The 25,001-nt window shown below is 62.1% G+C and carries 21 protein-coding genes and 1 tRNA gene; 12 read left to right on the top strand and 10 right to left on the bottom strand.

All coding sequences use genetic code 11. The features are described 5' to 3' along the window. Window position 1 precedes the first annotated feature (1 nt). A complete protein-coding gene (locus tag MK745_RS10350; protein ID WP_243613217.1) occupies window positions 2-1,042 on the bottom strand; it encodes an NADP-dependent oxidoreductase in 1,041 nt (346 codons plus the stop codon). Between the two features lie 153 nt (window positions 1,043-1,195). Between MK745_RS10350 and MK745_RS10345 the strand changes: the two genes are divergently transcribed. Continuing rightward, window positions 1,196-1,987 carry an inositol monophosphatase family protein gene (locus MK745_RS10345; RefSeq protein WP_243613216.1) on the top strand — a complete coding sequence of 264 codons (792 nt, stop codon included), beginning with the start codon at window positions 1,196-1,198 and terminating at the stop codon, window positions 1,985-1,987. Between the two features lie 92 nt (window positions 1,988-2,079). On the opposite strand, the gene MK745_RS10340 is transcribed toward MK745_RS10345, so the two are convergent. Genes MK745_RS10340 through putA form a run of 3 tightly spaced genes read right to left on the bottom strand, consistent with a single transcriptional unit; the run spans window position 2,080 to window position 6,629 of the window. Then, window positions 2,080-2,445, bottom strand: a complete 366-nt coding sequence (locus MK745_RS10340; RefSeq protein WP_243613215.1) for a GFA family protein — start codon at window positions 2,443-2,445, stop codon at window positions 2,080-2,082. Beyond that, window positions 2,442-3,182 (bottom strand): rhomboid family intramembrane serine protease, encoded by a 741-nt coding sequence (locus MK745_RS10335; RefSeq protein WP_243613214.1) that lies wholly within the window; start codon window positions 3,180-3,182, stop codon window positions 2,442-2,444. The genes MK745_RS10340 and MK745_RS10335 overlap by 4 nt, the downstream gene beginning before the upstream one ends. Before the next feature lie 30 nt (window positions 3,183-3,212). Continuing rightward, a complete protein-coding gene (gene putA, locus MK745_RS10330) occupies window positions 3,213-6,629 on the bottom strand; it encodes a bifunctional proline dehydrogenase/L-glutamate gamma-semialdehyde dehydrogenase PutA (protein ID WP_243613213.1) in 3,417 nt (1,138 codons plus the stop codon). 105 nt (window positions 6,630-6,734) lie between these two features. Here putA and MK745_RS10325 point away from each other — a divergent pair, with 105 nt between their 5' ends. Together MK745_RS10325 and MK745_RS10320 are read left to right on the top strand one after the other, a co-directional pair. Then, on the top strand, window positions 6,735-7,211 hold the full coding sequence (locus MK745_RS10325; protein ID WP_243613212.1) for an Lrp/AsnC ligand binding domain-containing protein: 477 nt from the start codon (window positions 6,735-6,737) through the stop codon (window positions 7,209-7,211). Window positions 7,212-7,309: 98 nt separating this feature from the next. Then, window positions 7,310-7,395 (top strand) — tRNA-Leu (locus tag MK745_RS10320). Between the two features lie 14 nt (window positions 7,396-7,409). On the opposite strand, the gene MK745_RS10315 is transcribed toward MK745_RS10320, so the two are convergent. The 3 genes from MK745_RS10315 to MK745_RS10305 form a co-directional block, all read right to left on the bottom strand. Further along, a complete protein-coding gene (locus tag MK745_RS10315) occupies window positions 7,410-8,630 on the bottom strand; it encodes an amidohydrolase (RefSeq protein ID WP_243613211.1) in 1,221 nt (406 codons plus the stop codon). Next, window positions 8,611-10,323 carry a methionine--tRNA ligase gene (gene metG, locus MK745_RS10310; protein WP_243613210.1) on the bottom strand — a complete coding sequence of 571 codons (1,713 nt, stop codon included), beginning with the start codon at window positions 10,321-10,323 and terminating at the stop codon, window positions 8,611-8,613. Before metG ends, MK745_RS10315 begins: the two co-directional genes overlap by 20 nt. A 175-nt stretch (window positions 10,324-10,498) precedes the next feature. Further along, window positions 10,499-11,725, bottom strand: coding sequence for an MFS transporter (locus tag MK745_RS10305; protein WP_243613209.1), 1,227 nt, complete (start codon window positions 11,723-11,725; stop codon window positions 10,499-10,501). 230 nt (window positions 11,726-11,955) lie between these two features. On the opposite strand from MK745_RS10305, the gene speB reads away from it, so the two are divergent. From speB to MK745_RS10290, 3 genes are read left to right on the top strand one after another with little or no spacing between them, the layout of a single operon-like run. After that, a complete protein-coding gene (speB, locus tag MK745_RS10300; RefSeq protein ID WP_243613208.1) occupies window positions 11,956-12,915 on the top strand; it encodes an agmatinase in 960 nt (319 codons plus the stop codon). Window positions 12,916-12,941: 26 nt separating this feature from the next. After that, window positions 12,942-13,985 (top strand): aldo/keto reductase, encoded by a 1,044-nt coding sequence (locus tag MK745_RS10295; protein ID WP_243613207.1) that lies wholly within the window; start codon window positions 12,942-12,944, stop codon window positions 13,983-13,985. Window positions 13,986-14,035: 50 nt separating this feature from the next. Next, a complete protein-coding gene (locus MK745_RS10290) occupies window positions 14,036-14,518 on the top strand; it encodes a hypothetical protein (protein ID WP_243613206.1) in 483 nt (160 codons plus the stop codon). Here the strand turns inward: MK745_RS10290 and MK745_RS10285 are convergent. The 3 genes from MK745_RS10285 to MK745_RS10275 are packed head-to-tail and all read right to left on the bottom strand — an operon-like array spanning window position 14,515 to window position 17,452. Then, window positions 14,515-15,078 (bottom strand): TadE/TadG family type IV pilus assembly protein, encoded by a 564-nt coding sequence (locus tag MK745_RS10285; RefSeq protein ID WP_243613205.1) that lies wholly within the window; start codon window positions 15,076-15,078, stop codon window positions 14,515-14,517. The genes MK745_RS10290 and MK745_RS10285 overlap by 4 nt on opposite strands. Window positions 15,079-15,083: 5 nt before the next feature. Continuing rightward, the gene (locus MK745_RS10280; protein ID WP_243613204.1) at window positions 15,084-15,608 is read right to left on the bottom strand and encodes a TadE/TadG family type IV pilus assembly protein; all 525 of its coding nucleotides are present in this window, start codon (window positions 15,606-15,608) and stop codon (window positions 15,084-15,086) included. After that, window positions 15,605-17,452, bottom strand: a complete 1,848-nt coding sequence (locus MK745_RS10275; protein ID WP_243613203.1) for a TadE/TadG family type IV pilus assembly protein — start codon at window positions 17,450-17,452, stop codon at window positions 15,605-15,607. The genes MK745_RS10280 and MK745_RS10275 overlap by 4 nt, the downstream gene beginning before the upstream one ends. 326 nt (window positions 17,453-17,778) lie before the next feature. Between MK745_RS10275 and MK745_RS10270 the strand changes: the two genes are divergently transcribed. From MK745_RS10270 to MK745_RS10245, 6 genes are all read left to right on the top strand, one after another. Further along, a complete protein-coding gene (locus MK745_RS10270; RefSeq protein WP_243613202.1) occupies window positions 17,779-19,209 on the top strand; it encodes a Glu/Leu/Phe/Val family dehydrogenase in 1,431 nt (476 codons plus the stop codon). 3 nt (window positions 19,210-19,212) lie between these two features. Continuing rightward, window positions 19,213-19,803, top strand: a complete 591-nt coding sequence (locus tag MK745_RS10265; RefSeq protein WP_243613201.1) for a DUF6151 family protein — start codon at window positions 19,213-19,215, stop codon at window positions 19,801-19,803. Between the two features lie 132 nt (window positions 19,804-19,935). Next, a complete protein-coding gene (locus MK745_RS10260) occupies window positions 19,936-21,192 on the top strand; it encodes a sarcosine oxidase subunit beta family protein (protein WP_243613200.1) in 1,257 nt (418 codons plus the stop codon). Between the two features lie 13 nt (window positions 21,193-21,205). Beyond that, window positions 21,206-21,490 (top strand): sarcosine oxidase subunit delta, encoded by a 285-nt coding sequence (locus MK745_RS10255; protein WP_243613199.1) that lies wholly within the window; start codon window positions 21,206-21,208, stop codon window positions 21,488-21,490. Next, window positions 21,487-24,420, top strand: coding sequence for a sarcosine oxidase subunit alpha family protein (locus tag MK745_RS10250; protein WP_243613198.1), 2,934 nt, complete (start codon window positions 21,487-21,489; stop codon window positions 24,418-24,420). Before MK745_RS10255 ends, MK745_RS10250 begins: the two co-directional genes overlap by 4 nt. Continuing rightward, window positions 24,413-24,958 (top strand): sarcosine oxidase subunit gamma, encoded by a 546-nt coding sequence (locus MK745_RS10245; protein ID WP_243613197.1) that lies wholly within the window; start codon window positions 24,413-24,415, stop codon window positions 24,956-24,958. Before MK745_RS10250 ends, MK745_RS10245 begins: the two co-directional genes overlap by 8 nt. The last annotated feature ends 43 nt before the right edge of the window (window positions 24,959-25,001 follow it).

Here is a 25,001-nt window from a genome sequence, read left to right as displayed (position 1 = left end):
TTCAGGCGATCTTGACGATCTGTTTGCCCTTGTTGCCGCCCTTGAGCATCGAGAAGAACGCGGCGGGCGCATTTTCGAGACCTTCGGCGATATCCTCGACAAAGGCGACTTCGCCCTTGGCGACGCGCGGGGCCACCTCCTTGAGGAACTCCGGGTAGCGATCAAAATGGTTTGAGATGATGAACCCGTTGACCGATAGGAAATTGACAAGAATCGAGCGCCAGATGCGCGGACCGGTAAGGCTCTCGCTTGCGGCGCCTGCGCCGAGGCCGCCGGCGTCGTACCATGCGATCATGCCGCAGATCGGGATGCGCCCGTGCGGATTCATCATCGGCAGAACCGCGTCGAGCACCTTGCCGCCGACATTCTCGAAATAAATGTCGATGCCATCCGGGCAGGCGCCCTTCAGCGCCTTCCTTAGGTCCGAGGCGGTGTCATAGGCGCGGTGATCGAGGCAATCGTCGAACCCGTAGACCTCCTTGGCCATGGCGCATTTCTCTGGCCCGCCCGCAATGCCGACGACGCGCAGCCCATGAAGACGTGCGATCTGACCGACCATGGAACCGACGGGGCCGGTTGCGGCGGCGACCACGAGGGTTTCGCCTTTCTTGGGACGACCATGTTCCATCAGGCCGAACCAACCGGTGAAACCGGGCATGCCAAGCACACCGAGCGCCGCCGTGACCGGACCTTGCGCGGGATCCAGCTTGCGCAGGAGTTTGGCGGGTTGCACGGCGTGGCTCGCCCAGCCGAACATGCCAAAGACCGTATCGCCGGGTTTGAGGCTGTCGCTGTTGGAGGCGATGACCTCGCCCACGGCGCCGCCTTCCATGGTGCCGCCGACGGGCACTGGCGCGGCGTAGGATTTCGCGTCATCCATGCGGCCGCGCATATAGGGGTCGAGCGAGAGATAGAGCACTTTGACAAGCACTTCGCCCTCGCCGGGCGTGGGCATGTCCACGGTCTCAAGTCGGAAATTCTCGTCTGTCGGGCTGCCCTCGGGGCGGCTTGCCAGTACGATGCGCTGCATCTGATCGGTCATGGTCTTGGTCCTCCTGTTTGGACCAGAGCCTGCGGGCACCGGCGGGGTTTGACAACCCTTCGGGAGATTGTGACGTGGCGGCGGGCTTCTGACTTGGCAAACGGGACTGGGGGGCGTATACGCGCGGCCTGAAACCCCGAAAGGAGCCATGCCATGCCAGGCAGCGCAAATCTCAACATCATGATGAAGGCCGCCCGCAAGGCCGGACGGTCGCTGGTCAAGGACTTCCGCGAAGTCGAGAACCTGCAGGTGTCGATGAAGGGCGCGGGCGACTTTGTAAGCCGGGCCGATCTGCGGGCCGAGGAAATTCTCAAGGAAGAGCTTATGACCGCGCGCCCGAGCTATGGCTGGCTCGCGGAAGAAGGCGGCGGAGAGGATGGCAAAGATCCGACCCGGCGCTGGATCGTGGACCCGCTCGACGGGACGACCAACTTTCTGCACGGTCTGCCGCATTGGGCGATCTCCATCGCGCTTGAGCATAAAGGCGAGATCGTTGCGGGGGTGATCTTTGACGCGGCCAAAGACGAGATGTTCTATGCCGAGAAAGGCGAGGGTGCGTGGCTTAACGACAGCCTGCGTTTGCGTGTCTCGGGGCGGTCGCGGATGATCGAATCGATTTTTGCCACGGGGCTGCCGTTCGGCGGTCGCGCGGACCTGCCGGAAACGCTTCAGGATCTGGCGCGGCTTCTGCCGGCGACGGCAGGCGTGCGGCGTTGGGGGTCGGCGGCGCTCGATCTGGCGTATGTGGCGGCTGGTCGCTACGAGGGCTTCTGGGAACGTCGTCTGAACGCATGGGACCTTGCGGCGGGCGTCATCATCGTCAAGGAAGCAGGGGGGTTCGTGCAGCCGCTGACGCCGGGCGGGGATATTCTCGAAGATGGCGAAGTGATCTGTGCCAACGAGCCTATTTTCGACCAGTTTGCCAAGACGATCCGCAACGGGTAAGGGGTTAGGGGCTTTGCCCCTCTTGGCCGCAAGGCGGCCAATTCACCCCGAGTATTGAGACAGAGAAGAAGAGCGCCCTCGTGGCGCTTTTTTCATGTCTGGTCGGAGGGGTGATTGACCCCGTCCACCCAGCCAATATCGCCAAGGTCGCGCGGGTTGACACCTTCGAGTGCGCCGAGATTGACGCCGTATTCATTCGGATTCGAGCGGCGGCGATGATGGGTGTAGATGCCGCAAGTCTTGCAAAAGTAGTGACGCGCAGTCCCTGTGCCCCACTGGTAGAGCGTCAGGTTCTCTTCGCCCTGCACAATGCGCAGACCGTCGAGGGGCACGCTCACGGCGGCGGCACCGCGGCGGCGGCAGAAGGAACAATCGCAGCGCCGGGCAGTTGCGAGGCCGTCGGACAAGTCAACGGCGAGTTCGATCGCGCCACAGTGGCATGTCAGTTTATGGCTCATCTGCGTCTCCGGACTTTGGGCACGGTGCTACGAGAATAGACCGCGTCGGGGTGGGGTGGCTTGCCATCGGTCTTTTGCCAGAACTGCGGACCGCCGCGCCGTTGCCAGAGCGGCAGCGTCAGAAGCAGGCCCGCGACAAAGCCGCCGGCATGGGCCCAATAGGCGACGCCGCCCGCACCAGCGGTGCTGGTTGCACCGTTAAAGAGCTGAAGAGCGAACCAGAGGCCGAGCATGACCCAAGCGGGCACCGTGAAGACCTTGAAGAAAATGATGATGATCAGGAGCACATCCACCCGCGCCTTGGGGAAGAGCAGGAGATAGCCGCCCATCACCCCAGCGATGGCCCCGGAGGCGCCGACGGTCGGGATTTGGGAGCCGGGATCGGAGATCACTTGCGCCAGCCCTGCGGCGATGCCGCTCAGGAGGTAGAAGAGGAGAAAACCGCCGTGGCCCATCTCGTCTTCGAGATTGTCACCGAAGATCCACAGGAAAAGCATGTTGCCCGCGAGGTGCAGGAAACCGCCATGCAGGAACATCGACGTCACGAGGCCGAAGGGTTTGCTCCCCATGCTGACCTCCGCGGGGATCAGGGCCCAATCCTGAAAGAAGGCGGCGATCCTGTAGGGTTCGCTCATGATCGGCCAATAGAGCAGGAAGATGCCAATATTGAGCGTCATCAGGATGTAGACGACATAGGGCGTGCGCCCGGACGGGTTGTGGTCACGGATCGGAAACATGCGCCCACTGTGGCGGAAACGGGCGGGGCGTCAAGCCACCCCGCCAAGAAGCGCCGCGTTGCCGCCCGCTGCGGTGGTATCGACGCAGACATGCCGTTCGCCGAGGACGCGCGCCGCGTCAGGCACGCCTGTCAGAAGCGGCAGGATCGGCCCCTTGCGCGCAGCGAGGGCGCCTTCATAGGCACGCGCCGTCTCTGCATCGCCCCACCAGAGCACACCAGAAAGGTCGGAGAGCGTTGTCAGTGCCTCGGGCGGAACGGAACCGGTGGCTTTGACAGCGATCCCGCCAAGGCTTTCGACGACGCGCGCCTGTTCGCTCGCAACCTCTGCGCCCGGCCCGAGACAAAGCACCGGCGGGCGCGCGGACATGGTCAGGCGGTTGGATTCGCCGGTTGGCCCCGGCAGGGTCAGGGTGGTGCTGGCCTGCGCTGGGGGAGCGGATTTGAGGGCGGTTTGTGCGGCTTCGTGGGACATCTCGCCAGACCACGTACCTGCGTCCACGCTTGCCGCAGCCGGGGTCGAGAACCGGGCGAGGTAGTGCGGACCGCCCGCCTTGGGGCCGGTGCCGGAAAGGCCCTCGCCACCGAAGGGCTGAGATCCGACAATGGCGCCGATCTGGTTGCGGTTGACGTAGATATTGCCTGCGTGGATGCGATCCGAGACATGCTGCACCCGATCGTCGATCCGTGTTTGCAGGCCGAACGTCAGGCCATAGCCCGTCGCGTTGATGGCGTCGATCACGGCGTCGAGTTCATCTGCCTTGAAGGTGGCCATGTGCAGGACCGGGCCAAAGATCTCGCGTTCAAGATCGGCGATGCCGGTCACGCGGATCAAGGTCGGGGCGATATAGGTGCCGGTTTGAGGCGCCTGCATCTGGAACAGCACGCGGCCCTGTGCTTCGGCTTCGGCGATATGCGCAGCGATACCAGATTGCGCTTCGGCGTCGATCACCGGGCCACTATCGGTTGAGAGGTGCCACGGGTTGTCGACCGAGAGTTCTTTCATCGCGCCGATCAGCATCTTGGAGAATTCTGCGGCGATGTCTTCCTGCACATAGAGGCAGCGCAGAGCGGAGCAGCGCTGGCCCGCGGATTGGAAGGCGCTCTCGACGATGGCGGTGACGGCCTGCTCGGGAAGGGCGGTTGAGTCGACGATCATGGCGTTGAGACCGCCGGTTTCAGCGATGAGCGGCGCGCCGGGAGCGAGGTTCTCGGCCATGCTGCGCCGGATCAGCAACGCTGTTTCAGTCGAGCCGGTGAAAGCAACGCCGCCGACGCGCGGATCGGAGGTCAGAGCCGCGCCCACATCGCCCGCACCGGGCAGGAGTTGCAGCGCGCTTGCCGGAACGCCCGCTTCGTGCAGGAGCGACACCGCGAAATGCGCGATCAGCGGGGTCTGCTCGGCCGGTTTGGCGAGGACAGCATTCCCGGCCGCGAGGGCGGCGGAAATCTGGCCAGTGAAGATCGCCAGCGGGAAGTTCCAAGGCGAAATGCAGGTAAACGTCCCTACAGGGGCGTCGGTCGGCGCGTTGGCTGCGTAGTAGCGCAGGAAATCCACCGCTTCGCGTAGTTCGGCCACGGCGTCGAGCGGCGTCTTGCCGGCTTCGCGGGCGAGGAGGGCGAAGATCTCGCCGAAATGCGCCTCGTAGAGGTCTGCCGCTTTGTTGAGGGTCGCGCTGCGGTCTGCCGGGCTGACTTGCCATGGGCGGGCGGACTTGAGCGCGGTTTCGACGTCTTGGGCGCTGGCGGTCGCGACAGTGCCGGGGCGGTCGCCGGGGAGAGCCGGGTTGGTCACCGGCTCTGGCGCGTTGGGTGCAGCCTTGGCCGCAAGACGCGGAGCGGCGTGCCACTCGGCCTCGCGAAATGGTGCGCGGGCCTCTTCAATCGCTTCGATCGTGGGGATGTCGCGCAGGTCGAAGCCTTTGGAGTTAATACGCTCGGGCTGGAACAGGTCTGGTCCGGTCGGTAGGGTTGTTTGTGCGTCCTCATAGGCGTCGAACGGATCGCGGGCGACGGTTTCGGGCGGCACGTCCTCGTCCACGATCTGGTTCACGAAGGAGGAGTTGGCGCCGTTCTCGAGGAGGCGGCGCACAAGATAGGCGAGGAGGTCACGATGCGCCCCGACCGGCGCGTAGATGCGGCAGCGCGCCTTGTCGGATTTGAGCACGATATCATGCAACGCCTCACCCATGCCATGCAGGCGCTGGAACTCAAAAGCACTCATGTCGTCGGCCATCTCGAGGATGGCTGCGACAGTGTGGGCGTTGTGCGTCGCGAATTGCGGATAGATACGATCCGTCATCGACAGGAGCTTGCGCGCGTTGGCGATGTAGGAAATGTCGGTGGCTGGCTTCGAGGTGAAGACTGGGAAGCCATCGACTCCAAGCACTTGTGATGCCTTGATTTCGGTATCCCAATAGGCGCCCTTCACAAGGCGGACCATGATCTTGCGGTCCAAGCGGCTGGCGAGGTCGTTGAGGTGGTCGAGCGTCGCGCCCGCGCGTTTGCCATAGGCCTGCACGACGATGCCAAAGCCGTCCCAGCCCGCCAGCGCCGGTTCGGAGAGGACAGTCTCGATCACGTCAATGGAAAGCGACAGGCGGTCGGCCTCTTCCGCGTCGATATTGAGGCCCATGTTGGCCGATTTCGCCAGAAGCGCGAGCGAGCGCAGGCGCGGGACCAATTCGTCCATGACGCGGGCGCGCTGGGCGACCTCGTAGCGTGGGTGCAGGGCCGAGAGTTTGACCGAGATACCGGGGTTATCGCGGATATCGTCATGGGTGCAGGCGGCGGCGATGGCCGAGATGGCGCGGGAATAGGCGAGGTGGTAGCGCATGGCGTCGGCGTCGGTCTTGGCGGCTTCGCCGAGCATGTCGTAGGAATAAGTATAGCCCTTCGCCTCCATTCCGGCAGCGCGTTTCATCGCGTTCTCAATGGTTTCGCCTAGGACGAACTGACGTCCCATCTCTTTCATTGCGCGGCCCACGGCGGTGCGGATCACCGGTTCGCCAAGGCGTTTGACAGCGCCGCGCAGCGTGCCGACGATCCCCGGTTCCTTGTCCTCAAGAACCTTGCCCGTCAGCATCAGTGCCCATGTCGAAGCGTTGACGAGCGATGAGGTCGAATGGCCCAGATGCTTGCCCCAGTCCGAAGGCGCGATCTTGTCTTCGATGAGGGCGTCGATTGTTTCTGCGTCCGGCACCCGCAAGAGCGCTTCGGCGAGGCACATGAGCGCGATGCCTTCGTCGGTCGAAAGACCGTATTCGGCGAGAAAGACCTCCATCATGCCCGGCTGCGTCGTGTTGCGGATTGCAGTGACAAGCGTCGCGGCGCGCGCCGAGATCTGGCGGCGATCCTCGGGCGAGAGGCCGGACTCGGCGATAAGCTCGGCCACGAGGGCTTTCTCGTCGCGGTAGGTCGTGGTGTCGATCAGGGCGCGGTTGGACATGGGGCTCTCCATCTGTTTGGGAGAGAATAGCAGCTCGGATATAGGCAGGTTGCCCAAATCATATTAACAATGTAGGCAATATGATCTTCAAAGGAGGGGGTTTTGATGCAGGATGGAGAGGTGGGGCTCGATCGATTTGATCGCGCGATTCTCGATGTGTTGTCGGGGGAGGGGAGGATCGCGGTCACGGACCTTGCTAAGCGGATCGGCCTGACCAAGACACCAACGCAGGCGCGGCTGCGCCGTCTTGAGGCGGAGGGGGTCATTACCGGCTATTCGGCGCAGATCAACCCGATCCGGCTTGGCCTCGATCACGTCGCCTTTGTCGAGGTGAAGCTGACCGACACGCGGGAGGCGGCGTTGAGGGCGTTCAACGCGGCGGTTCTCCTTGTACCGGAGATCGAGCAGGCACATATGATCGCCTCGCATTTCGACTACCTCCTGAAGGTGCGCACACGGGACATGGCCGCCTACCGCGTTGTTCTTGGGGAGAAAATTTCGGCCTTACCCTATGTGTCGAGCACCTCGACCTATGTCGGGATGGAGGCAGTCAAGGAAACGCCTTGGGCGGAAATCGGGTAAGCCCGGAAAAGAAGCGGACTGCGGGTCTTGGCAGGTCTTTACACGGACGTCACAGCCAGTATTTTCGCGGCCAACCCAAATGCATGGGGAGTGTGAGTGCCCGCGTGGTGGAATGGTAGACACAGGGGACTTAAAATCCCTAGGCCGAGAGGCCGTGCCGGTTCGAGTCCGGCCGCGGGTACCAATTTTCAAAGAGTATCAGGGCGTTGGCAGGCCCAAGAGATCGTCGAGCGCGGCCATGAAGACGGCTGTGCCGGTGGGGATCAGGCTATCCGGGAAATCGTAATCCGGGTTGTGGAGCGCAGGGCTGTCGAGGCCGCTGCCAAGTAGGAACATCGCCGATTTCGACACATCCGCGAAACGTCCGAAATCCTCGGAGGCGCGCATGGGCAGGTGGCCCTCTTCGCGCACCAGTCCAAGCCGCCGGATCGCCCGGTCAAGGACGGCGGTGGCGTCGGGGTCGTTGGTGCAGGCGCGGAAATAGTCGTGGTAGGCGAGCGAGGCCTGAAGCCCGTGCGTTTCAGCGAGATGCGCCACGGCGGTTTCGGCTTCACGGCAGAGGTGTTCCATGCCGGGATCGGTGAGGCTGCGCAGCGTGACCCAGAGGGTGCCGTCGCCGGGGGCGACCCCAAAGGCGGGCTCCCCGACGCGGATATGCGTGATGGTGGCCAGCGCGAAATCAGCGGGGTTTTCAGGGGCCGGGTTGCTCAGGGCTTGCAGGGTCGGGACAAGCGCGGCGATGGCCGGGGTCGGCGGCACGCCGGTTTCGGGCTGAGAGGCGTGGGCGGTGCGCCCCGAAAGGCGGATTTCGAGGCCGCAGGAGGCACAGTTGGCGGGGCCTTCCTGAAGCGCGACATGGCCGAGGGGCATTCCCGGCATGTTGTGGAGCGACAGGGCGTAATCAATTGAAAGTGCCGTGAAATCCGGCGACTCGAGCACTTTTTGCGCACCGGACCCATCCTCTTCGGCGGGTTGGAAAAGGAGGATGACGCGACCCTTCGAGGGGCGGAGGCGGGAGAGATGGTGCGCGACCCCCATGAGCATCGCCATATGACCGTCATGGCCGCAGAGATGGCCTTTGCCCGGCACGGTCGAGCGGTGATCGGCGTCGGACTTCTCCTCGATCGGGAGCGCGTCGAGTTCACAGCGCAAAAGGACGGTCGGCCCGGCCTCGGCCCCAGAATAGAGCGCGGCGATGCCATGCCCGCCAAGACCGGTCAGAATGTCATCAGGGTCGGTTTCGGCAAGCGCGGACTTGATCCGTGCGGCGGTCTCTGCCTCTTCGCCCGAAAGCTCGGGGTGGCGATGCAGATCGTAGCGCAGCGCGGTCAGCGCGGTGATGTCCGCGTCCGTCAGGGCAGGGAGGGCGTTGCTTTGGGCCGGGTGGTCCGTCATCGGATCAATCGCGCGTTCCCGCAAAACGCTCCTGCCAGTCCTCACGCTCGGTGTCTGTGATCTTGCGGAAAGTCACATCCGGCACGGTGAAGGCATGGCCGGGGGCCAGCGCGGAAAGCGCGGCGGGCACGTCATCGGGCCAGTCGGCGTTCTCGGTCTGCATCGCGGCGAGGAGTGTGTCCTTGGCGTCCGGGATGAAGGGGGCCGACAGGACGGCGTAGAAGCGGATCAGGTTCAGCGCGAGCCGAATCTGCGCGGCGGCCTTTTCCGGGTCTTCCTTGAAGGTCGACCACGGCGCGGCGGTTTGCAGGTACTCGTTGCCCGCAACCCAGATTGCACGCAGTTCTTGCGCCGATTTGCGCACCTCCATCGCCTCCATATGGGCCTCGTAGGCGCGGGTGCGGGTGGTGAGTTCTTCGATCAGGGCCGTCTCGGTCTCGCCGAATTCGCCGCCTGCGGGGACTTCTTCGCCGAATTTGGAGCGGCAGAACTTGGTCACGCGAGAGACGAAATTGCCAAGCACGTCGGCGAGGTCTTTGTTCACCGAAAGCTGGAAATTCTCCCAAGTGAATTCTGCATCCGAGCTTTCGGGGGCGTGGCTCAGGAGCCACCAGCGCCAGTAATCGGCGGGCAGGATTTCAAGCGCCTGATCCATGAAGACGCCGCGCCCACGCGAGGTTGAGAACTGGCCGCCGTCATAGTTCAAGTAGTTGAAAGACTTGATGTAATCGACGAGCTTCCACGGCTCCCCAGAGCCAAGGATGGTGGCCGGGAAGGTGAGTGTATGGAAGGGGACGTTATCCTTGCCCATGAACTGGGTGTAGGTCACGTCGTCGGCGCCTTTGTCGGTGCGCCACCAGCGTTGCCAGTCGGTGCCTTTGTTTGCTGCGACCCATTCCTGGGCGCAGGCGATATATTCGATGGGGGCGTCGAACCAGACGTAGAAGACCTTACCTTCCATGCCCGGCCAGTCCACGTCGCCTTTCTTGACCGGAATACCCCAGTCGAGATCGCGCGTGATGCCGCGGTCTTGAAGGCCGTCACCATCGTTGAGCCATTTCTTGGCGATCGAGGTGGTGAGGACGGGCCAGTCGGCCTTGGAATCGATCCATGCCTCGATCTCGTCCTTCATCTGCGACTGACAGAGATAGAGGTGTTTGGTCTCGCGCATCTCAAGGTCGGTCGAGCCGGAAATTGTCGAATGCGGGTTGATGAGATCGACCGGATCGAGCTGTTTGGTGCAGTTGTCGCACTGGTCGCCGCGCGCGGAGTCAAAGCCGCAGTTGGGGCAGGTGCCCTCAATGTAGCGGTCCGGAAGAAAGCGACCGTCGGCCTTGGAATACATTTGATTTTCAACAACTTCGCGGATCAGCCCGCGGTCAGCGAGGACACCTGCGAAGTGTTGTGTCAGGGCGTGGTTCTCGGGGCTCGAGGAGCGGCCAAAATGATCAAAGGAGAGGCGGAAGCCCTCGGCGATCTTGGATTGCACCTCGTGCATTTCGGCGCAGTAGTCGGCGACGGGTTGACCGGCCTTGGTGGCGGCGAGTTCGGCGGGCGTGCCGTGTTCGTCGGTGGCGCAGAGGAAGAGCACTTCGTTGCCCCGACCGCGTTGATACCGGGCGAAGAGGTCGGCGGGCAACTGGCTGCCGACGAGGTTCCCGAGGTGTTTGATGCCGTTGATATATGGAATGGCCGAAGTGATGAGGTGGCGCGCCATGAGGTCTCTTCCGTTGTCCCGCTAGTCTGGCCTTCCCTAGACCAAAGCGGCGCGCGTTTCCAGCGGATGTTTGGCGTGAAAAGTGTCGAAACCCAGTGTCGGTATCACGTCGGTATTGCGTCGGTATTGCGTATGTGCGGATTTCGGTCCGTTTTCTTTTATGGAAAACGGGGACTCAGGAGTTGCGGTCGCGCTGACGGCCCATGAGGCGGCCGATGGTGAAACTCGTGCGTGGGGCATAGACGTAGCGGGTGCGGTTCTCGACCGTGGGACGGATGCGCATGCGGGCGATGCCGAAGACGATCAGGACGGCATGACCGACAGCGATCATCACGAAGAGCGCGGCGGGGCCGAACCAGTTGATCAGGCCCGAAGCCACGGTCGGTGCGGCGATGGCCCCGAGCGCAAAGAAGAACATCAGCGCGGCTGAGAGTTCCACCCGTTCGTCGGCGCTTGCGAAGTCGTTGGCGTGGGCGGCGGCGACGGAATAGATCGGGAAGGCGGTGAGGCCGAAGAACACCGCATTGACCATGACCGTCGTCGTGCCAAGTCCACCCGAGAGCGCGGTCGAAGCGCAGGAGAGGATCGCGGCGCCAGAAAGCCAGATCAGAACCCAACGGCGGTCGAATTTGTCTGCGAGCCAGCCGACCGGGTATTGTGCCAGTGCGCCGCCAAAGACGAAGGCGGCGAGGAACCATGCGATCTGATCCGTGCCGAGGCCGACCTGCGTGCCATAGACCGGGCCGACCATACGGAAGGAGGCCGAGCTTAGCGCCGCCACCACCACGCCTGCAGCGGCGAGCGGCGAGCGGGCGACGGCCAGCATTGGACGCAGGCGCGGGGCGTCGGGGGTTTCGGGCTGGGCCGATTTGCTTAGCGTGATGGGCAAAAGCGCGGCGCAGCAGAGGATCGCGAGCAGGTTATAGGAGACGTAGGAGGCCGGTTCGAGGACCGAAATCACCATTTGCGCCGCAAGCGAGGCGCCCATATCGACGATCCGGTAGGTCCCCATAGCGCGGCCCCGGTTGGCATTGGTGACACGCGCCTGAAGCCAAGCTTCGATCACGGTATAGCAGCCCGCGACGCAAAGGCCCGAGGCGATCCGCATGAGCGCCCAGGCCATCGGGTCGATGACGAGGAAGTGGGCAATGAGGCCGATCGCGCCGGTCGCCGTAAAGGCGGCGAAGGCGCGGGAATGACCGATACTGCCCATGAGACGGGGCGCCCACCAGCAACCGATGAAGAAGCCGAGGAAATGCGCCGAGCCGAGGAGGCCGATCTGGTTCGTGGTAAAGCCGAGGGTCAGGCCGGAGAGCGCATCGAGCGGGCCAACGCCACCGGAGCTCAGCTGAAGCAGGATGACCGAGAGAAACAGGGCAGAAGAGGTAATCAGGAAGCGCATGTGTGTCAGCTTGGGGTGGCGCGGGCGGCGGGGTCTTGTGGATATTCGACAACCAGCGTCGTTTTCGAGCCCTTTGGGGAAGTGGTGTTCGCGTGGGCCATGCGAGCATGGCGGGGGACGAGAGTCCAGCCGCTTGACGAGTAGAGCGGGCGTTTTCCCCGAACGCCCCTTGCCGGGGGCGGGAAATCTGCGCAGGTTACCGGCAAAGACGACAGACCGGGGAGATGCAGATGGCGGGACATGGCTATGAGACGGGGCGGCTCGACTTGCCGTTCGTCGGAATTGCGACCTTTGGCAAGCGGCCTTACGTCAGCGATTGGGACGCGATCGAGGCGGATGTGGCCGTGATGGGCGCACCGTTTGATTTCGGCACGCAGTTTCGGGCGGGGGCGCGGTTTGGGCCGCGCGGTGTGCGCGAAGCCTCGACGCTTTTTTCCTTTGGCCATGCCGGGGCCTATGACCACGAGGACGATGCGACCTACCTCCCCGAGGAGGTGCGGATCGTGGATATTGGCGATGCCGATATCGTCCATACGGACACGATGAAGAGCCATGCCAATATCGAGGAAGGCGTGCGCAAGATCCTCGCGGCCGGCGCGCTTCCGGTGGTGATCGGGGGGGATCATTCAATCAATATCCCCTGCATCAATGCCTTTGATGGCGAGGGGGATATTCATATCCTGCAAATCGACGCGCATCTCGATTTCGTCGATGAGCGCCATGGGGTGCGCTATGGCCATGGCAACCCGATGCGGCGGGCGGCGGAAAAGCCCTATGTCACCGGGCTCACGCAGGTTGGTATCCGGAATGTGTCGTCCACGGCGAAGGAAGGCTATGACGCGGCGCGGTCGATGGGGAGCGATATCCTCTCGGTGCGTCAGGCGCGCAAGATCGGGCCGGAGGGCGTCATCGCGCGTATCCCGGAAGGCGCGCGGGTTTATGTGACGATTGATATCGATGGGTTCTGTCCGTCCATCGCGCCGGGCACGGGCACGCCGAGCCATGGGGGTTTCCTCTATTATGATGTGCTCGAGATGTTGCAGGCGCTTGCCAAGCGGCATGAGGTTGTGGGCATCGACCTTGTCGAGGTGGCGCCGGACTATGACACCACGGGATCAACCTCGATCCTTGCGGCACAGGTTTTGCTCAACATGCTGGGCTTTATCTTTCACGAGCGCGCCAAGCGCTGAATGAAACGGAAAAAGGAAACGCGACAATGAAAATGAAACCGCTTGGCCGGACGGGAATCGAGGTTTCGGAGCTTTGCCTTGGGACGATGACTTTTGGCACGCAGACACCCGAGGCCGAGGCCCATGCGCAGATGGAGATGGCGCGCGATCACGGCATCAATTTTTTCGATGCCGCCGAGATGTATCCGGTCAACCCGATCAGCGCCGAGACCGTGGGGCGGACAGAAGAGATCGTCGGCAACTGGTTTGAAAAGACCGGGCGGCGGGATGAGGTCGTGATGGCGACGAAACATTCCGGGGCGGGGTTCAAACATGCGCGCGACGGGGCGCCGATTTCGGCCAAGACGATCCCGGAGGCCATTGAAGGCTCGCTACGGCGGCTGAAGACGGATGTGATCGACCTTTATCAATTCCATTGGCCAAACCGCGGCTCTTACATGTTCCGCCAGAACTGGGCGTTTGATCCGTCGCAGCAGGACCGCGCGGCGACGCTCGCACATATGGAAGAGGCGCTCGAGGCGCTTCAGGCGCAGGTCGAGAAGGGCAATATCCGCGCCTTCGGCCTTTCGAACGAGAGCGCCTGGGGCACGGCGGAATGGCTTCGGATTGCCGGGGAAAAGGGCGGGCCGAGGGTGGCGTCGATCCAGAATGAATATTCGCTTCTCTGCCGTCTCTACGACACCGACCTTGCGGAGTTGAGCGTCAACGAGGATGTGGGGCTTTTGGCGTTTTCGCCGCTGGCGGCGGGGCTTTTGACCGGCAAGTATCAGCATGGCCGGGTGCCGGATGGGTCGCGCATGTCGATTGTCGAGAACCTTGGCGGGCGCAAGTCGGCGCGGGTCTTTGATGCGGTCGATGCCTATCTTGCCATTGCCCAGACCCATGGGATTGATCCGATCCATATGGCCATGGCCTTCACGCTTCAGCGCCCTTTCATGTGTTCCTCGATCTTCGGGGCAACGCGCATCGAGCAATTGGAGCATCTCCTGAAATGCACCGAGGTGACGCTTTCGGATGAGGTGATGAAAGACATCAATGACGCGCATCGCGCCCATCCGATGCCCTATTGAGCGCGCCCGCGCCTTGGGATAGGGCGGGGCGTCAGACGAAGGAACTTAAGATGTCGCAGGAAGTCCTTGCAGAATTGCGCGCCTCGGCGCCGCGCCGGTGGATCGGTGTGGCGATCATGGCCACGCTTGGCGGGTTGCTGATTTATATTGCGGTGGCCATTCCGCCTGCGACCGTGCTTTGGCAGGGGTTCTTGCTCTTGCTCGGTGGGCTGTCTCTCTGGCTGGCCGAGGCGACGCGGCGGGCGACTGAGCTGACGCTGACGCTGACAGAGGAAGGGATCGTCGATAGCACGGGCGAGACCGTGGCCGAGATCGCGCAGATCGATGCGGTGAGCCGGGGGACGTTTGCTTTTAAACCATCGAACGGGTTCGTTCTCAGCCTGAAGACACGTGGCGAGGGACGTTGGCGTCCGGGCCTATGGTGGCGCGCAGGCAAACGGGTCGGGATTGGCGGCGTGACGCCCGGGCCACAGGGTAAAATGATGGCGCAGATGATCGAGGCGTTGATTGCCGGGCGCCCTGTCGACGACTAGACGTTGTTGTCGCCATCGCTCCAGACAAGCTGGGGCGCGAAACGCGGGCGGGTGAAGATGAAGGTCTCGATCGTGTTGTCCCCGAGGCCGACATTCAGCGCCGGTTCATAAGTGGACAGGGTTTCCACCACGATGATGCTTTCTCCGGCCGCAATCGCCGGGAGACGGACGACGAAATCCGAGAGGTTCGGGGCTTGCAACTCGTCCATGTTGCCGATCGATTTCGACCATTCGAGCGAATGTTCCTGTGTCACTCCGCTATAGCTTACGACCGTGACACGAAGACCCGAGGGCGAGTCTGACTGTGCCAACAGGTCAAAGAGTTTGCGGGTGCTGCCGAGGTAGTAATCGTCAATCGCCGCGGTCTCGCGCGAGAGCATGTCGGAAATCGTGAAAGCGGCCTTTTCGGTCATGGAACGGGTCTTGTAGGCGTCGAAGAAGACGAACATCGCGACATAGGCCCACAGCAACATGGGCAGGATGATCGCCGCTTCGACGGCGACCGAGCCGCGGGTGTCATCGCGGAACTGCTTGAGGGCGGATATAAGCCTGATCCACATGTGTCTTACCTCGGTTCCTGCACGAAGGCGGAGAGCGCGAAGATCGCGACGTCGCCGTTGCTGTCTTTGTTGAGATAGGGGCCGATGCCCTGTTCCCCGAACATCGGTGTGATCTTGGCACAGGCGCGCAGGATCATCAGCTCGTTGTCCATGCCGTTCTCAAAGGTTGTCAGAGGCTGGGTTTCCTCAGCTTGGTTGGTGCAGGTCGTGCGACTGGGCAGGTCGCTCCAGGCGCGCATGTCGACGATTTGCATTTCGAGCATGAGGTTCTCGGTGCAGTCCTTCACCACGGCGTTTTCGGCGCAGATCCGGCGGCGGATCTCGTCATGGTCGGGGGCGGTGCCCGTTGATAGCCGGATGTCGCGCACAACCACATCGAGGGCGCGCTCAAGCAGTGCCGAACGCATTGTAATGATGCCGATGTCGATGGCCGAAACCATGATCCAGAAGAAGAGCGGGAACATGATCACGAATTCGATCGAGGCATGACCGCGATCGTCCCGGCGGAATATGGTCAGCAGGCGTTTCATTGGGTCAACTTCAGCTGGGCGATGGAAGAGGCGATGGCCGAGAAGGCATCGGAGATTTCAAGCCCGTCCACGTCGAAATAGTGCGCGTCGGTGCTGGCACAGTCTTTGAGCACGGCACGCCCGTTGGAGGGGGCTTCGAAACCGATGGTGAAGACCACGATGTTCTTGGCCTTGGCGGCGTCACAGATCGCCTTGGTGCGGGCGTTCTTGGTCGAGTTGCCGATGGATTTGCGCACGTCATAGAACCAGTCGTCCCAGGCGTCATTGTCATTCATCCAGGGCTCGTAGTGCTCTTCGACGTTCCACTCGAGAGAGGTATAGGCCCAGAGATCGGGGTATTGCAGCTGGATCGCTTCGCCGTTCTCGGAAACGGTTGTCGTGATCTCCTCATAGGAGGTCTGGTTGCCCCACTTCTTACATTGGCCCTTGCGCCAGCCCCGCGTGTAGTAGCGTTTACAATAGGTTTCGACATGCTCGATCCATTCGGTCGTCGTGATCTCGCCGTTGCCATAGGGGTGATCGTACCAGCCTTCCTGCCAGTCGCCATTCTGGTCGTTGTGACCGGGCCAGTAGTAGAGCTCGTCGGTGTAGTCGTCGTTGTCGTTGCTGTCGTAGATATCCGTGCCGACATAGACGGAATAGATCTCTTCCTGATCGTTCCACCAGATGTTGGACGCCCCCGAGCGGAAGTCATCGTGCACGTAGTATTGGCTCGTGTTCTGACCATCGGTCATGAGCACAATCACCTTGAGCGCGTCGCCATCCTCGTAGCGGGTTGGGCGGTCTACGAAATCATCAGAAATCACGTCCTCGTCGATCAGGTAGTCGATGATGTCCTGGGTCGAGGGGTCAAGCATCGCAACGCCCCATTTCATCCCGACGTCAATCGACGTATTGCCACCGGCCCAGAGGCCGTTGATGTAGTTCTTGAGCGTGGTCTTGTTCTTCTCCAGCGCCATGATCTCGCTGCCGCTATCGGTGCGGCATACCGGTGTCTGAACCAATTGTTTGGGATCATTGTCGCGCCCGTCATAATCGCTCCACGGGCTGAAATGCATGGCTTGGGTCCAGCGCTCGTCCGGGTCAAGCTCGGTCGTGTCGAAGTCTTCCGCGTCGAAATGGATGCAATGCGAATAGCCTTGCTGGTTCGCCGCTGCTTCCACACCGCTCGCGTTCGGATTGATGACGGTGTCCACGTCCATATTGCCGGAAATCGAGGCGTTGAGCGTATCGAAGAGCTTTTTCGAGGCGGACACCTGTGTCGCGTAGGGGACGATGGAGATCGAAAGTTTGCCGTCCTCGGTATTGGCATCCATCGTGTCGATGAAATCCTTGGCGGCGACCTTGAGGTTCGACAGGCGGCTGTTGCTGTTCATGGAGCCGGATACGTCGAGAACGAGGGAGATCTCGACGCCGCCGATCCGTTCCTCGGCGCGACCCGCAGCGACAGCGCTCAACGTGTCGATCCCGGCGAGTTTCATGAAGTTGGTCTTGGTGTCGCGCTTGGCGCGGGCGGTGACGACGCGGTAGTTCAGCCCGGTGTCATCGTCGAGATAGGTCAGTGTTTCGCTCAGGTTGGATTTGGCGAAATAGTCACGCACCACGGATTTGGGGTCGAGGGTCTGGCCCATATCGGCGGCGGCGAGCACGGCGCGGTCAAGCGTGTGCTGCATCCGGGTGCGGTTCATTTCCGAGCGCATAAGGTCGATGCCGATCCCGCCCACGAGCAGAATGATCAGAAAAAGGAATACTGAGAACCCGACGAGCACACCGCTTTCATCATGACGAAAACGGGAAAGCCGTTCGCGCACGGCGTTGATGGTCTTGGTTGTCTTGGTCGGCATTTTCTTCACCTGAGCTTCTTGACGCGAAGGTAAATCGAGCGACTCGACGCACTTCGGCCCTAGCTGAATATCCCTTTCAAATGGGGCGGAACTTGGGCTGAACTGGCGCGGGAATGGGGTTTTCGCACAAATTTTCCTCATATTTACAAGGGCGTGAGGACAATTGCCGGGTTTCTGATGTGATTGTTTCGAAATGGGGTTCTGCCAAAAATACAGGCAGTTTGTTGTTTTTCCCCCTCGCAATTCGGACGCAGGTCTTTGTAGGGTCGCAGGGAGGGGTGCGGCATCGAGTCGCGCAAATGACGTGGCTGAGGGAGGCCGTAGACATGACAATTCCAAAAGAGCCGAGTTTTCGCGAGAGCGTAGACCTCATGTTCAACCGCGCGGTGGCGTTGATGGACCTGTCGCCCGGGCTTGAAGAGAAAATCCGGGTCTGCAACGCGACATATACCGTTCGCTTTGGTGTGCGACTGCGTGGGGAAATCCATACGTTCACTGGCTATCGCTCGGTTCATTCCGAGCATAAGGAACCGGTCAAGGGCGGCATCCGCTATGCCAGCGCGGTGAACCAAGACGAGGTCGAGGCGCTGGCGGCGCTGATGACCTATAAGTGCGCCCTGGTCGAAGCGCCGTTCGGCGGCTCCAAGGGCGGGCTTTGCATCGACCCGCGCCAGTATGACGAGCACGAGCTTGAGCGGATCACCCGACGGTTCGCCTATGAGCTTGCCAAGCGTGACATGATCCATCCATCGCAGAACGTCCCGGCGCCGGACATGGGAACGGGCGAGCGCGAGATGGCGTGGATCGCTGACCAATATGCGCGGATGAACACGACCGACATCAACGCGGTCGCCTGTGTGACCGGCAAGCCGCTCAATGCGGGCGGCATCGCGGGACGTGTCGAGGCGACGGGGCGCGGCGTGCAATATGCGCTGCGCGAGTTCTTCCGTGACCCGCGCGACATGAAGAAAGCCGGTCTGACCGGGACGCTCGAGGGGAAGCGCATCATCGTGCAGGGCCTTGGCAACGTGGGCTTTCACGCGGCGAAGTTCCTGAGCGAAGAAGATGGTGCAATCATCACCGGGATCATTGAACATGATGGCGCCCTGTTCAGCGAAAAGGGTCTCGATGTTGAGGCGGTGCGGGCGTGGATCGTCAAACATGGTGGCGTCACGGGGTTCCCGGATGCGCTTCATAGTGAAGACGGTGCGTCGGTTCTCGAGAGCGAATGCGATATCCTGATCCCGGCGGCGCTCGAGGGGGTCATCAACCTTTCCAACGCTGCGCGGATCAAGGCGCCACTCATCATCGAAGCGGCAAACGGCCCGGTGACAGCAGGCGCGGATGAAGTGCTGCGCGACAAGGGCACGGTCATCATTCCGGACATGTATGCCAACGCGGGCGGCGTGACGGTCTCGTATTTTGAATGGGTCAAGAACCTCAGCCACATCCGCTTTGGCCGGATGCAGCGCCGCCAAGAAGAAGCGCGCCACCAGCTTGTGGTGGACGAGCTTCAGAAGATCTCTGAGGCAATGGGCAACACCTATACGCTTTCCGATAGCTTCAAGCAGAAGTACCTGCGCGGGGCGGATGAGCTTGAGCTTGTGCGCTCGGGGCTCGATGATACGATGCGGATCGCCTACCAGTCGATGCGCGATGTTTGGCACGAGCGTGGCGACGTCGACGATTTGCGCACGGCGGCCTATCTCGTGGCGATCGATAAGGTGGCCGCAAGCTATCGGGCGAAAGGGCTCTGACACATGGGTGACATTCCGTTCTCCTGCACGTGCGGCACCGTCAACGGCAGGCTTGTGGATATTGACAGGAAAGCGGGCAGCCGGATCACCTGTTATTGCAAGGATTGCCAGACAGCGGCGCATGCGCTTGGGCGTTCGGACTTGTTGAATGCGCGGGGTGGGTCGGACATCTACCAGACCACCCCCGCCCATATTCGCATCGACGAGGGCGCGACGCATGTGGCCTGCCTGCGCCTCTCTCCCAAGGGGCTGATGCGTTGGTATGCCGAGTGCTGCAACACGCCGTTGTTCAACACGCTGCCCAGTCCGAAGCTTTGTTTCTCGGGCGTGCTTGTGCATACCGTGGCGGAGGAGGCGCGCGACCCGCTTGGGCCGCTGACTGCCGAGACCTTTACCGAAGGTGCGACGGGCGAGGGGCCACCGGTGCGCAAATACGGATTTGCGCGCACGGGGTTCAACATCATGCGGCGGCATTTGCGGGCAAAGCTTGGTCGTGCGGCGACGATGGCACCGTTCTTTGATGCGGATGGTGCGGCGACATGTACGCCGCGTGTCCTGACGCTTGAAGAGCGCAACGCGGCGTGCCCGGACTAGCGCCTGACTTCGTTGCGAGTTGGTCGCTGGTAGACAGGTTCCTGTCGAAAACTTCGGATTGGCGGGCGGTCGCCCATTGCTAAGCTCGGCGGGACTTGGTTCAGTCGGGTCAGACGATGTGTGGAGGACAAGATGCGGTTTTCCGGCTTGCGGGTTCTCAAGGAGGGCCTCAGCGGTAACAAGGGATGGCAGGCGCATTGGCGCGATGCGCAACCCAAACCCGCCTATGACATGATCATTATCGGCGGCGGCGGGCATGGGCTTTCGACGGCCTATTACCTTGCCCGTAACCACGGGATTACGAATATCGCAGTGCTGGAGAAGGGCTATCTTGGCGGCGGCAATGTCGGGCGCAATACGACGATCGTACGCGCCAACTACTTTCTTCCGGGTAATTCGGAATTCTATTCACATTCACTCAAGCTCTGGGAGGGGCTTGAGGAAGAGCTGAACTACAACGTGATGCATTCGCAGCGCGGTCTCATCAACCTGTTTCACAGCGATGGGCAGCGCGATGCCTTTGCGCGGCGCGGCAATGCGATGGTCAATCAAGGCGATGACGCGATCCTTCTCGATAAGGCTGGGGTGCGCAAGCATCTGCCTTATCTCGATTTTGAACAGGCGAGGTTCCCGATCTATGGCGGGCTCTATCATCCGCGCGGCGGCACGGCGCGTCATGATGCGGTTGCCTGGGGCTATGCACGCGGGGCGTCGGAACGGGGCGTTGACCTGATCCAGAACTGCGAAGTCACAGGCATTGATATCGAGGGCGGCGTCGTCAAAGGCGTGCGGACGACCAAGGGGCCAATCAAAGCGGGCAAGGTTGGGATCGTTGTCGCCGGGCGCTCTGGTCAAGTGGCGGCGATGGCGGGGCGGAGCCTGCCTGTCGAGAGCCATATCTTGCAGGCCTTTGTCACCGAGGGGCTCAAGCCCGTGATTGATCATGTGGTGAGTTTCGGCATGGGGCATTTCTATATCAGCCAATCCGACAAGGGCGGGCTGGTGTTTGGCGGCGACCTTGATTTCTATGCCTCCTATGCGAGCCGCGGCAACCTGCCGATGGTGGAGCATGTGATGGAGGCGGGGATGACGCTCATGCCGATGATCGGCAAGGCAAAGATCCTGCGAAGTTGGGGCGGGATCATGGACATGACCCCGGATGGCAGCCCGATCATCGACAAGATGGACGGGATCGAGGGGCTTTATATCGATTGTGGCTGGAACTACGGCGGGTTCAAGGCGGTGCCGGCGTCGGGCTGGTGCATGGCGCATCTGATGGCCACGAACACGCCCCACGAGGTCGCCGAGAAGTTCCGCCTCGACCGGTTCCGGACGGGGATCAACATCATGGATGAAGAGGGCACCGGCTCTCAGCATAACCTGCACTGAGGAGGGACACACCATGCGGATCAAATGCCCCCTCTGCGGGGAACGTGACAGGCGGGAATTCTACTACGTGGGCGATGCGGTGCTCCTCGAGCGGCCGGACCCGGAGGCGGGCGACCACGCTTGGGACACATATTTGCACCTTCGGGACAACCCGGCGGGGGTGACCCGCGACCTCTGGTATCACGAAGCGGGCTGTGCGGCTTGGGTCGTCGTGACGCGCAATACGGTCACGCATGAGGTCCTGAAGACCGAACTTGCCGAGAAACGCAGGCGCAAGCTCGTGGAGGGCGCGTCATGAGGATTGCGGGAAAAGGACTTGTCGATCACGGCACGCCAGTTCGGTTCAGCTTTGACGGAAGGCAGCTAGAGGGATTTCAGGGCGATACTCTGGCCTCGGCACTCTTGGCCAATGATGTGAAGCTTGTCGCGCGGTCGTTCAAGTATCACCGTCCGCGCGGCATTATGGGGGCCGGCAGCGAGGAATCCAGCGCGCTTGTCACCATTGGAAGTGGCGCGACGCAGGATCCGAATGTGCGCGCGACGGTGCAGGAAATCTACGATGGCCTCGCGGCGCACTCGCAGAATTGCTGGCCGTCGCTCAACTATGACCTCCTGAGCGTCAACGACCTGTTCGCGCCCTTCCTTGGTGCGGGGTTCTACTACAAGACCTTCATGTGGCCCAAGGTGTTTTGGGAAAAGCTCTATGAGCCGGTCATTCGTCGCTCGGCAGGGATCGGGGCGCTGAGCGGGAAGGCGAATGCGGAGTATTACGAGAAGGCGTTTGCCTTCTGTGATCTGCTGGTGATCGGCGCGGGGCCTGCGGGGCTTATGGCGGCGCTGACGGCGGGGCGCGCGGGGGCGGATGTGATCCTCTGTGACGAGGACAGCCTTCTTGGTGGGCGGCTCAATGGTGAGACGTTCGAGGTCGGCGGCATGGCCGGGTCCGATTGGGCGGCAGAGACGGTGCGGGAACTCGAGAGCCTGCCCAATGTGCGGGTCATGCCGCGCACCTCTGTCACTGGGGCCTATGACCAAGGCACCTATGGCGCGCTGGAGCGAGTGTCGCATCATGTTGCGGCGCGCGAGGGGCGGCCGCTCGAATGTTTCTGGCGCATCGTGGCCAAGCGCGCGGTGCTCGCGGCGGGGGCGATTGAGCGGCCCGTTGCTTTCCCGAACAATGACCGGCCCGGCATTATGACGGCGAGCGCGGTGCGTACCTATCTCAACCGATATGGCGTGGCGCCGGGGCAGCGTGTCACGATCTTTGCCAATAATGACGATGCCCATCGCACGGCGCGCGATCTTGTCGATGCAGGCGTGCATGTGGCCGCCGTGATCGACAGCCGCGCGGAGGCGCCGGAGGGCGCGGGCTATGAGGTTATAAAGGGCGCGGAAGTTTGTGGCAGCGAGGGGCGCAAGGGGCTTGAGGCGGTGAGCTATCGGCGCGCCGATGGCAGCGTCGACAAGGTCCAGACCGATTGCCTCGCGATGTCGGGCGGGTGGAACCCGACGGTGCATCTGACGTGCCACATGAACGGGCGGCCGAATTGGCATGGCGGCATCCATTCTTTCGTGCCTGTGCCGGGAGCCATTCCGGGGTTGGAGGCCGTGGGCGCGTGCAACGGCGCGTTTTCGACACATCGGGCCTTTGTCGAAGGCGCGGAAGCGGCGCTTCGGGCGCTAGGCGATCTGGGTGTGAAGGCAAAGAAATCCGTGGTGCCTGAGAGTGAGGATAGCCCCTACAGGATCGAGCCGCTTTGGGCGGTTGCGGGCAAGGGGCGCGCGTGGCTCGATTTCCAGAATGACGTGACGGTCAAAGATGTGCAGGGCGCGGCACAGGAGAATTTCCGCTCGGTCGAGCATATGAAACGCTATACGACGCAGGGCATGGCACCGGATCAAGGCAAGAACTCGAATGTTGCAGCGCTTGCGGTTCTTGCCGATGCGACGGGGCGCGGGATCGAAGAGACGGGCACGACGACTTTCCGCCCGCCTTTTGTTCCGGTCGCCATCGCGGCGTTTGGCGCGGGCGGGCAAGGCACGGGCTTTGCGCCGCAACGCCATACGACGAGTCACGCCGAGAGCGTCCGGCGCGGAGCGCCGATGATCGAGGCGGGGCTTTGGTATCGTCCGAGCTATTTCCCGGCGACGGGCGAGCGCACGTGGCGGCAAAGCTGTGACCGCGAGGTCAACATGGTGCGTGGCACGGTCGGGGTCTGCGATGTATCGACCCTCGGAAAGATCGACATTCAAGGCAAGGACGCGGGCCAATTCCTCGATTTCGTTTATGCTAACACGTTCTCGACACTGAAGCCCGGCAAGGTGCGCTATGGGTTGATGTTGCGAGAGGACGGGTTTGTCATGGATGACGGCACGACGGCGCGGATCGCGGAGGATCATTTCGTGATGACCACGACCACCGCGGCGGCGGGGCAGGTGATGCGCCATCTCGAATATGTGCATCAGTGCCTCTGTCCTGATCTCGACGTGGCGATGATCTCGGTGACGGAGCAATGGGCGCAGTTCGCCGTTGCCGGGCCGAAATCGCGCGACCTCCTGAATGGGATCGTGGCGGAAGAGATCGACAATGAGAGCTTTCCCTTCATGGGCTGCGGGCCGGCCACGATTGGCGGTGTGGCGGGGCGGTTGTTCCGGATTTCCTTTAGCGGCGAACATGCCTACGAGATCGCGGTCCCGGCGCGCTATGGCGAGAGCCTGTTCAAGCTCTTGCTCGAGCGCGCCGAAGCGATGGGCGGCGGGGCCTACGGGATGGAGGCGCTCAACGTGCTTCGGATCGAGAAGGGCTTTATCACCCATGCGGAAATCCATGGCCGGGTGACGGCAGATGATATCGGTATGGGACGGTTGGTCAGTGCCAAGAAGGACTGTATCGGCAAGACGATGAGCGAGCGTCCCGGCCTTTCGGGCGAAGAGCGCGAGCAGTTGGTCGGCCTCATGCCGGTGGGCGTTGTGAAACAGATCACGGCAGGGGCACATTTGTTTGAGCCGGGCGCCGAGCCGGTGCGTAGCAACGCGCAAGGCTATGTCACTTCGGTCTGTTTCTCTCCGACGCTAGAAACGTCGCTTGGCCTTGCGTTCCTGCGCAATGGGCGGGCGCGGCATGGCGAAGAGATCACGATGGTCGATCATTTGCGTGGCGTGACCACGCGCTGCAAGGTCTGCGATCCGGTGTTCCTTGATCCCGAAGGAGGGCGTGTGCGTGGTTGAGTTGGTTGCGAAATCCCCCTGTGGCGGGCGTTTGCCGGTCGAGCATGGCGCCTCACGATTGAGCGAGGTCGCGATGACCCGCCTGACCTCTCTTCAGCCGAAGCAGGGTCAGGAGAAGGCGCTTTCGCAGGCGCTCAAATCCGCGCATGGCATGGTGTTTCCCGCGCCAAACCGGGCGACGGGTAAGGAGGGCGCGCGGGCGATTTGGATTGGCAAGGGGCAGGCGATGCTTGTTGGGCCGGAGCCGGATGCGGGTCTTGCGGCCCATGCGGCGATGACGGACCAGTCGGACGCCTGGGCGATGGTGCGGCTTGAGGGAGCGGCGGCGGAGAACGTGCTGGCGCGGCTGGTGCCGGTTGATCTGCGCCAAACGGTGTTCAAACGCGGCCATTCGGTGCGCACGATGTTGCAGCATATGAGCGTGTCGATCACCCGGATCAGCGACGAGGCGTTTTTCATTCTTGCCTTCCGATCCATGGCCGGAACGCTTGTTCACGATCTCGAGACCGCGATGAAAGGGGTTGCCGCGCGCCGGTGAGCCTGACATTTTCGGCGCAGTCCGAATGACAAAGGTAGCAGAC

The organism is Shimia aestuarii (genome assembly GCF_022814865.1).
Classification (GTDB): Bacteria; Pseudomonadota; Alphaproteobacteria; order Rhodobacterales; family Rhodobacteraceae; genus Shimia; species Shimia aestuarii_A.
This window is presented reverse-complemented; position numbering and strand designations above follow the sequence as displayed.